General features: G+C 35.7%; 11 protein-coding genes. 6 read left to right on the plus strand and 5 right to left on the minus strand.

Annotated features, from left to right (window positions below; translation table 11 throughout):
- Positions 1–12: 12 nt before the first annotated feature.
- Both A6I66_RS11760 and A6I66_RS11765 read right to left on the minus strand, forming a co-directional pair.
- On the minus strand, positions 13–3,021 hold the full coding sequence (locus A6I66_RS11760; protein ID WP_067149526.1) for a T9SS type A sorting domain-containing protein: 3,009 nt from the start codon (positions 3,019–3,021) through the stop codon (positions 13–15).
- A 450-nt stretch (positions 3,022–3,471) separates the two neighbouring features.
- Positions 3,472–6,474: a T9SS type A sorting domain-containing protein gene (locus A6I66_RS11765; protein WP_157614197.1), complete on the minus strand. Its 3,003-nt coding sequence runs from the start codon at positions 6,472–6,474 to the stop codon at positions 3,472–3,474.
- Between the two features lie 461 nt (positions 6,475–6,935).
- On the opposite strand from A6I66_RS11765, the gene A6I66_RS11770 reads away from it, so the two are divergent.
- The 5 genes from A6I66_RS11770 (at position 6,936) to A6I66_RS11790 (ending at position 10,648) form a co-directional block, all read left to right on the plus strand.
- Positions 6,936–7,130, plus strand: coding sequence for a hypothetical protein (locus A6I66_RS11770; protein WP_067149531.1), 195 nt, complete (start codon positions 6,936–6,938; stop codon positions 7,128–7,130).
- 124 nt (positions 7,131–7,254) lie between these two features.
- Positions 7,255–7,584, plus strand: a complete 330-nt coding sequence (locus A6I66_RS11775; RefSeq protein WP_067149533.1) for a hypothetical protein — start codon at positions 7,255–7,257, stop codon at positions 7,582–7,584.
- A gap of 196 nt (positions 7,585–7,780) precedes the next feature.
- A complete protein-coding gene (locus tag A6I66_RS11780; protein ID WP_067149535.1) occupies positions 7,781–8,566 on the plus strand; it encodes an MbnP family protein in 786 nt (261 codons plus the stop codon).
- 53 nt (positions 8,567–8,619) lie between these two features.
- Positions 8,620–9,669 carry a cytochrome-c peroxidase gene (locus A6I66_RS11785; protein WP_067149537.1) on the plus strand — a complete coding sequence of 350 codons (1,050 nt, stop codon included), beginning with the start codon at positions 8,620–8,622 and terminating at the stop codon, positions 9,667–9,669.
- Positions 9,647–10,648, plus strand: coding sequence for a hypothetical protein (locus A6I66_RS11790; RefSeq protein WP_157614199.1), 1,002 nt, complete (start codon positions 9,647–9,649; stop codon positions 10,646–10,648). Before A6I66_RS11785 ends, A6I66_RS11790 begins: the two co-directional genes overlap by 23 nt.
- A gap of 35 nt (positions 10,649–10,683) precedes the next feature.
- Here the strand turns inward: A6I66_RS11790 and A6I66_RS11795 are convergent, their stop codons facing one another.
- The gene (locus A6I66_RS11795; RefSeq protein ID WP_067149539.1) at positions 10,684–11,622 is read right to left on the minus strand and encodes a LysR family transcriptional regulator; all 939 of its coding nucleotides are present in this window, start codon (positions 11,620–11,622) and stop codon (positions 10,684–10,686) included.
- Between the two features lie 109 nt (positions 11,623–11,731).
- On the opposite strand from A6I66_RS11795, the gene A6I66_RS11800 reads away from it, so the two are divergent.
- Positions 11,732–12,211: a Dps family protein gene (locus A6I66_RS11800; protein ID WP_067149541.1), complete on the plus strand. Its 480-nt coding sequence runs from the start codon at positions 11,732–11,734 to the stop codon at positions 12,209–12,211.
- A 174-nt stretch (positions 12,212–12,385) separates the two neighbouring features.
- Here the strand turns inward: A6I66_RS11800 and A6I66_RS11805 are convergent, their stop codons facing one another.
- The gene (locus A6I66_RS11805; RefSeq protein WP_067149543.1) at positions 12,386–13,717 is read right to left on the minus strand and encodes a DUF58 domain-containing protein; all 1,332 of its coding nucleotides are present in this window, start codon (positions 13,715–13,717) and stop codon (positions 12,386–12,388) included.
- 114 nt (positions 13,718–13,831) lie between these two features.
- Positions 13,832–14,893 (minus strand): AAA family ATPase, encoded by a 1,062-nt coding sequence (locus tag A6I66_RS11810; protein ID WP_067149545.1) that lies wholly within the window; start codon positions 14,891–14,893, stop codon positions 13,832–13,834.
- Position 14,894 lies beyond the last annotated feature (1 nt).

Below are 14,894 nucleotides of genomic sequence, written 5' to 3' on the forward strand. Positions count from 1 at the left end.
TCACAATTATGCCTAATATTTAAGGAACTTTATAGAGCGCTTATTAGAATCCGATTTCAGTTTTAAATTTAATATGTATAAGCCTTCACTTAATGCGCTAACATCAATACTAGCCGATTTTAACGTTCTTTTCGTGATAACTTTTTTACCATTAACATCATAGATTATTACAGAGGCTATGTTACTTAAATCTTCAATATGATTTAAAGCGAGGGTCTCCGTTGGTTTATTGTAAGTTGCCGTAACGGTGTTTTTTGCAACCCCTTCAGTATTTAAAAGACTTCCTTTTTGAAACACAACAGCAAATCGGTTTTCATAGGTACCACTTTGTAGATTAATTTCCGCGATAGTATTTCTTAGATCAAAGTAGCTATTCGTTTCAAAATCCTTTAAAAACACTTCCAAGGCATCAGGTAGATGCTGCGAGTCATCAATAGTCATTTTGTAAATACCGCCATCGGTAGCTTTTATTGTAACTGGCAATTCATCCTCGATATTAATATGAGGTAAGGCTTGGATAACTAATTCCTTGTCTTCTAATGGCCAGTAAATATCATTTTTAAATTCATCAAAAGCTATCGCATCATAACCATTGTCGTAACCTATGGTGGCATGATTTGGATCGTAACCTAAGCCAAAGATTTTCTTTATGTTGTTAGGTTCTAAAAACGCAAACCATATTTTGGTTCTGTTATCTTGAGTCGTAGTTGATTTATTACTGTTCGACTTATAGAAAATACTTCCTCCATCTGAATCTTTTGCAAAAACACGTTGACCATTATTGAATTGAATAAACGCGGTTGAGCTGTTAGTTACAAAAAAACCTTGTCCTACACTAATGTTTCCTGTTGGTGCTACTTTTGAAGCTGTTCCCATTCCACTTGTTAAACCAGAATTATCAGGAATTGCAGCTGAAATTCCCATAATCAGGTTATAGGTAGCATAACCGCCTTCGTAATCTTTAAGGTAGTGGCTATTGTTCGAGCTAAAATGCTCCCAAAAATAGAGGGTTCCAGTAATAATTCCAGCATTGTCATTGATAAATTGTGTAGCATCCATAGCTGAAGGATAGGGGTTGCCAAGTAATAAATCGTTTCCAGCAAGCCCCAATTTTGTATAGTCCCCATCGTTCGGTATACCTTTAAAAACGTACTCTTGTTCTGTGCTTGAGGCTCCCGAACCCTTTAAAGTATAGCCTACTCCAGAAGATATTACAGTAGTTGGATCAATGGGCTGCCAAGCATAATAATTATTGGTTACTCCACTAAAAGTATACAGCCATCTGCTACTTAAAGTAATTGGCGAAGTGGATGGATCGGCATCTACATTGGGATTAAAAGTTATTGGTCCACTAGCATCTTCAAGCCAGCCAATTTCCCATCGACCACCTCTATTCACAGGAGCACTCCAGTAATTGTAATTGTATAAATTTGTGGTGCCTTGTTGTCTAATGATCAATGACCCGTTTCCAGAATTTGTCGTTGGTCCCGAGTGATTCTGTATGAGCTGAGCTTCTCCTAATAAGTCTAAGGTACCGTCAATAGTTACAGAATCTTCAACTTCTAAAAGTAACCCGTCATTAACATTTAATGTAGCACCCGATTCCACTTCTACTTCTCTTACATGGGCCGTAGCACTTAAGGTGGCTGGACTTCCAGCTTTTACAGTTAATTTTAAACAAGCGTCAGCGGCACTTGGTGCATTGGCTGTACCAGAACCATTAAAAAACAACGATCCATCCCAAACAATTTGGTCGGTGTATCGTAGCGTGAAATAATCTCCATTAGAAAAAGAAACCCCTGATACAGTAGCCGTAGTTCCTGAAATGGTAAGCGGGTAAACTGATGTAGGCGATGAAACATCAGAATCGTTATCCAAAATTAATTGTAACGGCGAACAAGTAGTACCTTGAAAACCAGATAAATCTATAGCACTTATGTCAAAGGTGACCGTAACAGTACCCAAATTGTTGGCTTTACTAACACGCCATGTGGTGTTTAACTGTTCAGTGTAATTAGTAGTATTGGTTGCGAACTCATAAGTAGCGTCTTTAATATTTTCACCCCAAAATAAATAATCGCCATTAGATAAATTCGAAGGGGTGTTTATTCTAACAATGCCTGTACCTTGCGAATCGGTATGACTTGAACTATCACTAGCTTGACCTATACCAGCAACGTTATGATCGAAATTTCCATTGGCCGCATTATCTTGAAGATAAAAGTTATTAGCCGTAAGCGCTTGATCATATTTTGCAGATAAATAATTATTAATAATGATTCTTTGCGCAGCATTTACTTTGGTTTTAAAAATGGCTACTTCAGTCATATCGCCTACAAAACCAGCAGTTCCAGAAGTATTCCCTCCTAGATTAAAGCGTTGTGTGCTATAAGAGTTATAGGTTGTTGTGTTACCTCTATTTTGTAACAAATTTTCATTTCTATAAAGTTGTTTCCCTGTTGTAGGATGAGCACCATAGGACCAAATGGAGTAATTAGTTAAGCCTGAAAGACCACTAACTTGTATTCGGGCATCAGTGCCACAACAAGTTCCTATATCAAAATAAACTTGGTTCTCCCAAGGGATATGGCAGGTAAATCTGGTTGAGCCAACAAGGGGGTCGGTGGTATATACACAAGATCTTTGAGTGGTATTATCGGCTCTTACAACTACAAAAGAAGAGGCTTCATTTACTATAAAGTTAGAAGTGGTAAGAGTCATTCCAGTAACTAACTTATTCGAGCCATTAAAGCTAATCTCATCATAACCATTAACAGCATTAGTTATTAGAGTTGGTCTCTGGGTTGTTGATTCACTCATGTTGAAATCCGAAATTCCAGCAGAATTTTCCCATGAATCAACGGCAGATGCAGTGGTTGACACCCCATTGTCAGGGCGAAACCACATGATAAGGTTTGAAGAGCCATCATTAGTTCCCACACCCCCAGGGCCAGTTTGGGCGTGGTTTACGGCATAAAAAAAGCACAAAACTAGTGCTAGTAGGTATTTAAATTTTGTCATGATAAAGATTTATCAAGTTATCTTTAGCTATAAGCTTGTTAAAAAGTGTTTTGTCAATTACTGAAAAGCAATTAACTTATTATTATAATAAATGGAGGGAAATCACTTTAATATACATTTCTGAAAAAATGAATTCATTTATAACAGATAAAAGTGAATACAATGTTAAGTAAAAGTCTTAAAATGACCCAAAAAAATATTTATTTCTTTTAAAAATATAGAAGTTTTACAGAGGAGTGGTAATTCGTTGAATTAATATCAATAGAATAAAAAAACAATTATTTAAAACGAAGTGGTTGATTGCGTAGATTAACCATTTGGCTTAACATCACTTGATCAGGAATTTTGTTAGAGATTGAAATTTTTACAAGACACCTATGTAAAAACAGAGAACTTTGAGAAAAAATGTATTCATAGCACTAAAACTTCTTCCAAACTTAAAATGGCGTTTTAGTATTTAAGGAATTTTACTGTTTGAAAAAGGATGTTGGTTTTCAGTTTAACGCTTAATATGTATAGTCCATCCTGAAACGGACTTAAATTAAGTTGTTCTGATTTTAAGGACTTCTTATTCAATATTTTTTTGCCGTTTGCATCATAAATAATAACGCTTTCAACTTGGTTTAAATCTTCAAGTTGGCTGATTGTGAGTGTTTTATCAATGTTGTTATAACTCATAGAAATGTTATTTTCTATGGGGGTTTCAGTATTTAGAAGGTTTGCTTTTTGAAACACAATAGCAAATCGGTTTTCATAGGTACCACTTTGTAGATTAATTTCCGCGATGGTATTTCTTAAATCGTAGTAGCTGTGTGTTTCATAATCCTTTAGATATACTTCCAAGGCATCAGGTAGATGTTGCGAATCGTCTATAGTCATTTTGTAAATACCGCTATCGGTAGCTTTTATAGTAACTAGTAATTCATCCCCGATGTTAATATGAGGTAAGGCTTGGATAACTAATTCCTTGTCTTCCAATGGCCAGTAAATATCATTTTTAAATTTATCAATAGATATCGCATCATAACCATTATCGTAACCTATGGAGGCATGAATTGGATCGTAACCCAAGCCTAAGATTTTCTTTATGTTGTTAGGCTCTAAAAATGCAAACCATATTTTGGTTCTGTTATCTTGAGTTGTAGTTGATTTATTGTTGTTAGATTTATAGAAAATACTTCCGTCATCTGAATCTTTTGCAAAAACACGCTGTGAATTGTTGAAAGCAATATTCCCCGTTCCAACAATACTGGTGAAAAAGCCTTGACCAACACTAATGCTTCCTTTCGGTTCTAATTTTGTAGCAGCGCCGATTCCGCTTGTTAAGCCAGAATTATCAGCAACAGCTTTAGTTCCCATCATCAGGTTATACACGGCATAACCACCTTCGTAATCCTTAAGGTGGTGGCTGTTATTAGAACTGAAATGTTCCCAGAAATAGAGCGTCCCTTCTATGACGCCGAGATTGTCAGTAATAAATTGATTGGCATTTAATGCTGAAGGGTAAGGGTTGCCGAGTAATATATCGTATCCAGAAAATGCTACTTTAGTATAGTTTCCATCGTTAGGTATGCCTTTAAAAATAAACTCTTGTTCTACACTGGTTGCTCCTGAACCTTTTAAAGTGTAGCCCTCACCAGGAGTTATTACGGTATTGGTTTCTTCTTTTTGCCAACCGGTATAATCGTTAGTATAACCGCTAAAAGTGTATAGCCATCTGCTGCTTAAAGTTATAGGCATAGTGGTTGGGTCGGCATTTACATTAGAAGTAAAAGTTATAGGTCCGTTTATATCTTCAAGCCAGCCAATTTCCCATCGGCCACTTCTGTTAACCGGAGCACTCCAGTAATTGTAATTGTAAAGATTCGTAGTTCCTTGCTGTCTGATAATTAATGATCCGTTACCAGAGTTAAAGCTTATGCTTGTGTGATTCTGTATGAGCTGTGCTTCTCCTAATAGGTCCAAGGTTCCGTCAATAATTACAGAATCTTCAACTTCTAAAAGTAACCCGTCATTAACATTTAATGTAGCACCCGATTCCACTTCTACTTCTCTTACATGGGCCGTAGCACTTAAGGTGGTCGGACTTCCAGCTTTTACAGTTAATTTTAAACAAGCATCGGCGACACTTGGTGCATATGCTGTGCCGGAACCATTAAAAAACGCCGATCCATCCCAAACAATTTGGTCGGTGTAGCGAAGTGTAAAATAATCATCATCAGAAAAAGAAACACCAATAGCGGTAGCTGTGGTTCCAGTAATGCTAAGTGAGTGTACTGAAATAGGGGACTGGAAATCAGCATCGTTATCGATAATTAATTGTAATGGTGGACAACTACTGCCTTGAAAACCAGATAAATCTAAAGCGCTAGTGTCAAAAACGATCGTAACAGTACCCAAATCGTTGGTTTTACTAACACGCCAAGTCGTATTGAGCTGTTCGGTGTAATTTGTAGTATTAGTAGTAAATTCATAAGTAGCATCCTTTATATTCTCACCCCAAAATAAATATTCATTATTATTCAAATTAGAAGGCGAATGCATACGTACAATTCCTGTGCCTTGTGAGTCGGTATGGTTTGTGCCTCCAGTCTGTCCAATACCAGCAACGTTATAGTCGAAATTTCCGTTTAGAGCTTCATCTTGAGTGTAAAAATCGTTGGTTGTAAGCGCTTGATTATATTTTGCCGATAAATAATTACTAATGATGATTCTTTGAGCAAAATTTACTTTGGATTTAAAAATAGCGATCTCAGTCATGTCTCCCTCAAAACCTGCTGCACTTGGAGTGTTACCTCCTAAATTAAAATGCTGGTTACTATCAGAAACGTAATTGGAGGTATTTGGTCTGTTTTGTAGTAAATGGTCATTTCTAAAAAGCTGTTTACCATTTGAAGAATTAGCAACGTAAGCCCATATGGAATAATTAGTTAAACCGTTAAGGTTGTTTATTTCAATACGAGCATTATTACTACAACAGGTTCCAATATCGAAGTAAACAATGCCACCCCAAGGAATATGACAGGTAAACCTGTTAGAATTAGGATGAGGGTAGGTGGTGTACACGCTAGACTGTTGTGTGATATTATCTGCCTTTACAACAACAAAAGAAGAGGCTTGATTAGTTATAAAATTCGAACTCGTAAGGGTTTGCCCTGTCTCTAATCTATTATTGCCATTAAAGTTAATCTCGGCATATCCATTAACAGCATTAGTTATTAGAGTGGGTCTTTGACTGCCTGATTCGCTCATGTTAAAAGCAGGAATTCCGGCAGCGTTTTCCCATGAATCAATTGCGGTTCCAGATGTTGATAAACCATAATCAGGGCGAAACCACATGATAAGGCTTGAAGTACCATCGTTGCTTCCAACTCCACCTGGTCCCGTTTGGGAATGACATAAACTGAAACTAAGAGCTACTATTAGAACTGAAAATGGAGGGAATCTGTTCATTATTAATAGATTAAGGTTGTGGTGTCTTACATGCTGTATTTGTTGGATGTTATACAATATAGTAAAAATCTTTCAATAAAATTTTGTAAATGGTGTGTTTTTTTAGTAATAAAATTATATTTCCATGGTTGTTTTTAGGTAAAATTCTTATGTTATTTTGGTGGTTTTTGATTACTCAAAAGCGAACAAGTGGTCTGTTTTGACTTGCTTTATTAAAAAAGAAGAATCAAGAATTTTGTCAGTCCCTATTACTATTCCTAATAAACTGTAAAATAGGGTAAAGAAAGGGGGGCTTAAGTTCAGCAAGTAATGACTTAGGTATTAAATTTGTGTTAATAAGCTAGAGTTATAGAAATTTTTAGTAAATTTAGAAGGTAATTTTTTTATAAAAATAACTGCCTATTTAACAAATCTACGTATTACACTAATTTTTACACCAAACCTAAACTTTAAATAAAATTATGGCAAGAGCAATGATGGAGTACACGAAAACTGTACTCGATAAAGTGAGTTTCGACAGTAACTTATTTTGCAGAGAAGTGCAAAAAGCAGTTCAAAGACTATTACCATACGAAGTAGAAGAACTTAAAATTTTTATTTTGTCTTTAGTGCAACAAAATCCAGAATTAAACCAATGTTTAATTTATTTAAAATAAAAAAAGGCGACGATTTTAGTCGCCTTTTTTATGTATTATAGTTTCCTGCACTATATTTGCAAAAAAAAGCACACTGAAACGATTTTTAGCTGTCATATTATTTTTAATACTTTCTGTAAGACCCATGTACTACCTTGGGCAGGTGGCCTATTATGAGCTAAATATTGATTACATTATTGAGAATTACTGTGTTAATAAAGAGGAACCAGAGTTTCAATGTAATGGAAAATGTCATCTGGCTAAACAATTCCAGCAAAGTACTCCAGACGAAGATTCAAACTCAAACCATTCCATTTTATTGGAGTGTTTTTATGTGGTTTTTAACAACCCTCAAACTCACGATATAAATCGTTACCCTCAAATAATCACTACAGATAAAAGTAAAATATTTAGTTTCGATAAGCATTATGCTTATTTAAGGGATTCTTCTTTGTTTCGACCTCCCATGTGTTAGTTTTCATAATGTCTTGATGATACTCAAGATAAATACCTCGACATTCTAAATCACAGAATGTTTTCCAGAACATATATATATTATTTAGCGAAGAGTGCATTTAAACATGCTTTTCAATAGAATACTATGATGTTTTTTCAAGGCTTTAAAAGTGCTTGCCTAAAAAAGTACAATTATATTTTATTCCAAAACATTAATGAAAACTACAAAATTCGCATGTATCATCATGCTTGCTATATCTATTTTATCATGTTCATCTGACGATGTAAATAATGATAACATAACAGGAACAGGAGTTCTAACTGTTGAATTTGATAATGCCTATAACGATTCCGATTTACTTTTAGAAACCAGCGTGTATAGCGCTGTCGATACCGAAAAAATATGGATTTCAGATGTGAAATACATTGTGAGTAATATTCGATTAGAAGATGAAGATGGTGAGGTTTATACCGTTCCAAAAAATGAGTCTTACTTTATTGTAAATGAATCTGATGAGAATTCCTTATTTATCGATTTATCTGATGTTCCAGCAGGAAACTATAAAAAAATAACTTTCGGACTTGGAGTCGATCAAGAGAAATACCTTGAAGGGGCTACAGGACAAGGTGATTTTTTATCGAAAGCTGAAGAAGCTGGTATGATGTGGTCATGGCAAGCTGGTTACAAGTTTTTTGTTTATGAAGGCTTATATACTTCGGCAACGACTACCACCGAAACGGCTTTTGCATTCCATATGGGAAGCCATGGAACGGCTTTAGACAACTACAAAGAGATTACTTTAGACATGCCTACAACGGCACGTGTAAGAACGGATATTTCTCCTGTTGTTCATATTGTGTCAGATTTATCTCAAGTATTAGATGGATCAACACAGTTTAAACTTGATGATGCTCCTCAAATTCATGTGGATGCTGTAAAATCACCTCAAATTGCTAGTAATGTGAGTGGTATGTTTATGGTGCATCACGTACATAATTAATAATATTTTATTGGCTTGATTGGGTTTACGCTCAATCAGGCCCATTTTTTAGAATGAAAAAAATAGGATTAATTATAACCCTTTTTGGGGTGTTATGGTCATGTTCTGAAGATACCTATGTACCTGTAGAACCTCAAGATTTAGTGTTTGAAACACCTGCTAATTTCCCAGGCCTTAAGTACGATTTGTCAGCTAACCCTCTAACAGATATGGGGTTTGAACTTGGTAAAAAGTTGTTTTATGAGGGGAAATTGTCGTCAAGTGGTATTATATCTTGTGGATTTTGTCACGAGCAATCTTCGGGGTTTACTCATCACGGTCATACCATTAGCCATGGTGAAAATGGCTTAGAAGGGTTTAGGAATACCCAACCCATACAAAATCTGGCCTATTTCGATGAATTTACTTGGGATGGGGCTGCCATTCATTTAGACTTACAGCCTATTATTCCGATTACGGCAGAGGTTGAAATGAATGAAACCATGCCTTCCGTATTGGAAAAATTAAGGAATTCATCTGAATATCCAGAATTGTTTAACCGCGCTTTTGGTACTCCAGAAATAAATTCAGAACGCTTGTTAAAAGCACTTTCCCAATTTATGGTGATGATGGTGTCTTCGAATTCTAAATATGATAAAGTGGTTCGTCAAGAAGAAAATACTGAGTTTACAGCCTTAGAGGCTGAAGGTTATCGTGTTTTTAATAATAAATGTGCGTCTTGTCATACTGGAGATTTGTTTTCCGATCAATCTTATCGTAATAACGGTATTCCTTACAATAGAAAGCATCCCGAAGAAGAAGGTAGAAAACGCGTTTCTGGATACGTGTCTGATTTTTACAAGTTTAAAGTGCCCAGTTTAAGAAATATTGAAAAGACATTTCCGTATATGCATGATGGTCGTTTTGGGAGTTTACAAGCAGTTTTAGATTTCTATAGTGATGGCATGGTAGAAAATGGGGGAGAAGTGGATGCAAGCTTAATTAAAGAAGACGGTACTCTAGGAATTGATTTAAGCTCGCAGGATAAGGAAGCCATTATCGCTTTTTTACTAACATTAACAGATTATGAATTTTTAGAAGATGAAAGATTTTCAGAATATTAATATAAAAAGTCTATGGTTGTGCGTCATTCTGGTTTTTATACCGTTTAAGCATCAAGCATTAGAACCATTGCCGTATTGTCCCATGCATCAGCATTCAGAATTTGCTCCCGAATGCGATCTTTGTGGATGTTCTACAAGTAGTGGCAGTTTTGGTTTTGGCTCATTAAAAAATTCCAATTTTGTTGGGGTGCGATACATCTATCAGAGTTTTGAATCTAAGGATGGTATTTTTGAAAATTCTCCTACTTCAAAAGAAAGTTTTAATACCTACCAAGTTTGGGGACGTGTACCCATTACCGAAAATTTTTATGTAAGCAGCATCATTCCTTATCAAGATTTATATCGTGATTTCACACACCGAACAGAACATATTAATGGTATTGGGGATATGAATGTTATAGGCTGGTATCAGTTAACATTTTATAAAAAGCAAAAGGCTGGCGACGTGGTTTTTTCAACTGAAAGGGAGCCTTCAGGCCACAGAATTCAGTTTGGTTTAGGTGTTAAATTGCCTACTGGCGAATTTGAAGAATCGCTAACCGATTACGTAAACCCAGGGTTTCAAGTAGGAACAGGCAGCTGGGATGGTATTTTTGCTCTAAACTACGGGTACAGCGCTGGTAAAATTGGGATTAATACAACGGCGACTTACTATGCTAAAACCGCCAATAAAAATGATTACCGTTTTGGAAACCAATTTAGTTATGCTTCAAATTTCTATTATTCCATACCTAAAACCACTTTTATAGCCATGCCGTTTGTTGGTGTTTCTGGCGATGTTTACGATTCCATAGAGCAATTTGGCGAAGTCATTCCAGAAACCGAAGGCCATAGCTTTAGTGGAACCGTGGGTTCAGAAGTTGTTTTTAATAAGTTTACCGTAGGTGCCAACTATACTTTTCCTATTCAGCAAAATCTATTTGGCGATAACGTGCACGCAAAAAACAAGTTTTCCTTATACTTGAATTTGACTTTGTAAATCTGTAAATGAATTACTTCCGTGATTGGTGGTTACTATTTGGGTAGCGGACTAATAATTTGTACGTTTTGAAAGGCTATGGCACCTCTAATTATACCAGAGATTACATCTTGCAAAGCTTCAATAATTTGCATTTTCAATTCACTTTTATGGTAAATTATACTCACTTCACGAGCCGGAGTAGGTTCGTTGAAGTAGTGTAAATTAAGTTTCTCCTCGCTGTTTAAGTCTAAAGTGTGTAAATAAGGGAGCAATGTCATGCCAAGGCCTTCGTTAGAAAGCTTAACTAAGGTTTCAATACTACCGCTTTCTAACTGAAACTTATCATCGGTATGATTTTTAAAAACTTTACATAAATTAAGAACGCCGTCTCTAAAACAGTGGCCGTCTTCAAGAAGCAGCATGTCATCAACATCTAAATCGGCGACATCAATTTTGTTTTGTTTGTGTAAACGGTGGCCATTTGGGATGTAATTCACAAAAGGTTCGAAATAAAGCACCCGTTCTTTTATATTTTCGTCTTCCAAAGGGGTTGCAGCAATGGCCGCATCTAAATGGCCATCTTTAATTCTAGCCATAATTTCTTCGGTAGTCAATTCTTCAATTTTGAGCTTTACTTTGGGATGTTTTTTTATGAAGCTTTTTAAAAACATCGGTAATAAAGTGGGCATCACCGTTGGGATAATGCCTAACTTAAATTCGCCGCCTATAAAGCCTTTTTGTTGATCGACAATATCCTGAATACGATAAGACTCGTTTACAATGTTCCGTGCTTGAGTCACTATTTTTTTACCAACCTCGGTGAGTTCAATAGGTTTTTTGGTACGATCGAATATTTGTACGTCTAATTGCTCCTCTAGTTTTTGTATTTGCATGCTCAAAGTAGGCTGGGTTACAAAACATTTTTCAGCCGCTTTGGTAAAGTTTTGGTTTTCTGCCACAGCTAAAACATAGTACAATTGTGTTATCGTCATCTATCATCAATTTAGGCTATAAAAATATAAAAACTATCAATTATATCTATTATTTAAACTGTTATTAATAGAGTAAATTTGTAAGAACGAATAAAAAAAACAAAGAAAAATGAAATTAAATAGTATCGGATTAGACACAGAAAAAGCAAATGATTTAGCTGAAGATTTAAACCATCTATTAGCTAATTTTCAAATATATTATCAAAACTTAAGAGGTATTCACTGGAACATTCAAGGAAGAGCATTCTTCGATTTACACGTGAAATTTGAGGAGTTATATACTGATGCAAATACTAAGGTAGATGAAATAGCCGAGCGTATTTTAACCTTAGGCGGAACCCCTTTACATACTTTCGAAGATTATTCGGCGAAAGCACAAGTTCCTGTAGGGAAAAACATTTCTAAAGATGATAAAGCCGTACGATTAATTGTAGATTCTTTAGCGGAACTTCTTAAAATAGAAAGAGATCTTTTAGAAAAAGCAGGTGATGCCAATGATGAAGGTACAAACTCTATGATGAGTGACTTTATTACCGAGCAAGAAAAAACGGTTTGGATGATGAAAGCTTGGTTAAGCGAAACGGTTTAAGTTTATCTTTAACCCATAAAACATAGACGGTCTAGAAAGTGAAATTTTCGTCAACCTGAACTCGTTTCAGGTTCTCATAATACAAAGTTATCAGTAGGATGAGATTCTGAAATAAATTCAGAATGACGCGTAAACACCTTCTAGACCGTCATTTTATTTAATTCAGAATGGTTACTACAACATCCCCCGAGCTTTAATCTCTAAATATTTATTTATCGTATCAATCGTGAGATGCTCTGGCGTGGTTAAAATAGAATGAATACCGTATTTTTTAAGCTCGTTGGCAATCAGGCGTTTTTCATATTCTAGTTTTTCAGCAATCACCTTATCATAAACTTGCTGAATGGTTTCTGCCTTACCCTTTATCATCTGGTCGATTTCGGTGTTTTTAAAGAAAATAACAACTAGCAAATGACTTTTAGAAATGGCTTTTAAATAGGGTAACTGACGTTCTAAACCATTCAAGGTTTCAAAATTGGTGTACATTAAAAGCAAACTACGGTGGGTAATGTGTTTTTTAATGTTGCCGTATAAGCGACTAAAATCACTTTCAAAATAATCGGTTTTCACGTTGTAAAGCGCTTCTAGAATGAGACGCATTTGCGAATTTCTACGTTCGGCAATCACCACATTGTCTATGTTTTTTGAAAAGGAAAACAGCCCTGCTTTATCATGTTTTCTTAAAACCACATGACTTATAACTAGTGCGGCGTTTATGGCGTAATCAAGTAGGCTTAATCCGTTAAAAGGCATTTTCATTAAACGGCCTTTATCGATTATAGCATATACAGGCTGTGATTTTTCATCCTGAAATTGATTCACCATTAATTGTTTCTTCTTGGCTGTTGCTTTCCAATTGATGGTGCGTAAATCGTCGCCAGAAACATAATCTTTAATTTGTTCAAATTCCATGGAATGTCCGAGACGACGGACTTTTTTTAAACCATAATCAAGTGAATTTTTATTGATGTTTAGTAGCTCAAATTTCTTTAATTGCTTGTAGCTCGGATAGGTTGGAACACTACTGTCTGTATTAAAGGTATAGCGTTTGGCTACCATTTTCAAAACTGATGAAGCATATATGTTTAAATCTCCAAATTGGTAAACACCACGTTCGGTAGGTTTTAAATGATAGGCAATGGTTTCCGTTTTTTTAGAGCTTATCGCACGTTTAAGCTTAAAATCCCGTACTTGAAATTGCTCAGGAATTTCATCAATAATCTCAAAGTGAATATTAATGGGATAATTATTTTTAATAGTGATTTCCACTAAATTCATATCACCATTCGAAAACTTATCTGGTAATACGCGTTCACCTTCAACCTTATTTTTACCTATAAATACGAGGAGAATATCTAAAATAAAAACAATACACAAAACCAAAATAAGTAACTGTGCCACCAAAAATAAGAATGGCACAAAGTAGCTCAATGCAAACAACACAACAATGCCAATACCGGCATAAAAAAATCGAGGTTGTATGTAGAATGGTTTTAGGAGTTTCAAATTGAATATTGGTTAATGGTTATTCGTTGTTAGTTTTTGGTTATGCTGTATGCGGTAGGCCATATGCCGTATGTTTTATGCTCCATATAGCCTACAGCATATTGCCTCCAGCCCTTACCTCGGAATCTCAACATTTTCGATAATTTGTTTTATAATTTGTTTACTGCTCACGCCTTCCATTTCACGCTCTGGAGTTACAATAACACGGTGATGAAGTACAGGGACTGCAGCTCGTTTTATATCTTCAGGTGTTACAAAATCACGACCAGTCATAGCAGCAAAGGCCTTACTCGCTTTTAATATAGCAATAGAAGCACGAGGCGAAGCTCCTAAATATAAAAACTGATTGCTTCTAGTGGCCACAATAATTTGTGCGATGTAGTTAATAAGGTGTTTCTCCACAATAACTTGCGTCACGAGATTTTGATAGCCTATAATTTGCGATGCGGTTAAAAAAGACGTGATTTCATCGGTTTTCGCTTTATCTTGTAAAAGGTGCTCACGACTAATAATTTCAATTTCTTCTTCTAAATTGGGATAATCCACATCGATTTTAAACAAAAAACGGTCTAATTGCGCTTCAGGTAAACGGTAGGTGCCTTCTTGTTCTACAGGGTTCTGAGTGGCTAAAACCATAAAAGGTGCATCTAAAGCATATTGATGTCCGTCGATAGTAATTTGCTGTTCTTCCATCACCTCAAAAAGCGCGGCTTGTGTTTTGGCTGGCGAACGGTTAATCTCATCAATAAGAATCATGTTTGAGAAAATAGGCCCTTTTTTAAATTCGAATTCTGAGTTTTTTAGATTGAAAATGGACGTTCCTAATATATCACTAGGCATTAAATCGGGAGTAAATTGAATCCTGCTAAAATCAACACTTAAAGATTTGGCCAATAGTTTGGCCGTAACCGTTTTTGCCACACCAGGAACCCCTTCAATTAACGAATGACCTTTGGCTAAAAGCGACGCAATAAGCATGTCGATCATATCGGTTTGGCCAACAATAACTTTGCCTATTTCAGCCTTTATATTTTGAACGCTGGCTTGTAATGCGCTAAGATCTAAACGGTTTTGAAACTGTAGGTTATTAGCCTCCGTTTGTGATGTAGATACAGTGCTATTTTCCTGGTTTGGTAAATAATCTTGATGTTCTTGTGGGGTGTTATTCTCGTCCATA

The sequence above is a fragment of the Pseudotamlana agarivorans genome (assembly GCF_001642835.1).
GTDB lineage: Bacteria > Bacteroidota > Bacteroidia > Flavobacteriales > Flavobacteriaceae > Pseudotamlana > Pseudotamlana agarivorans.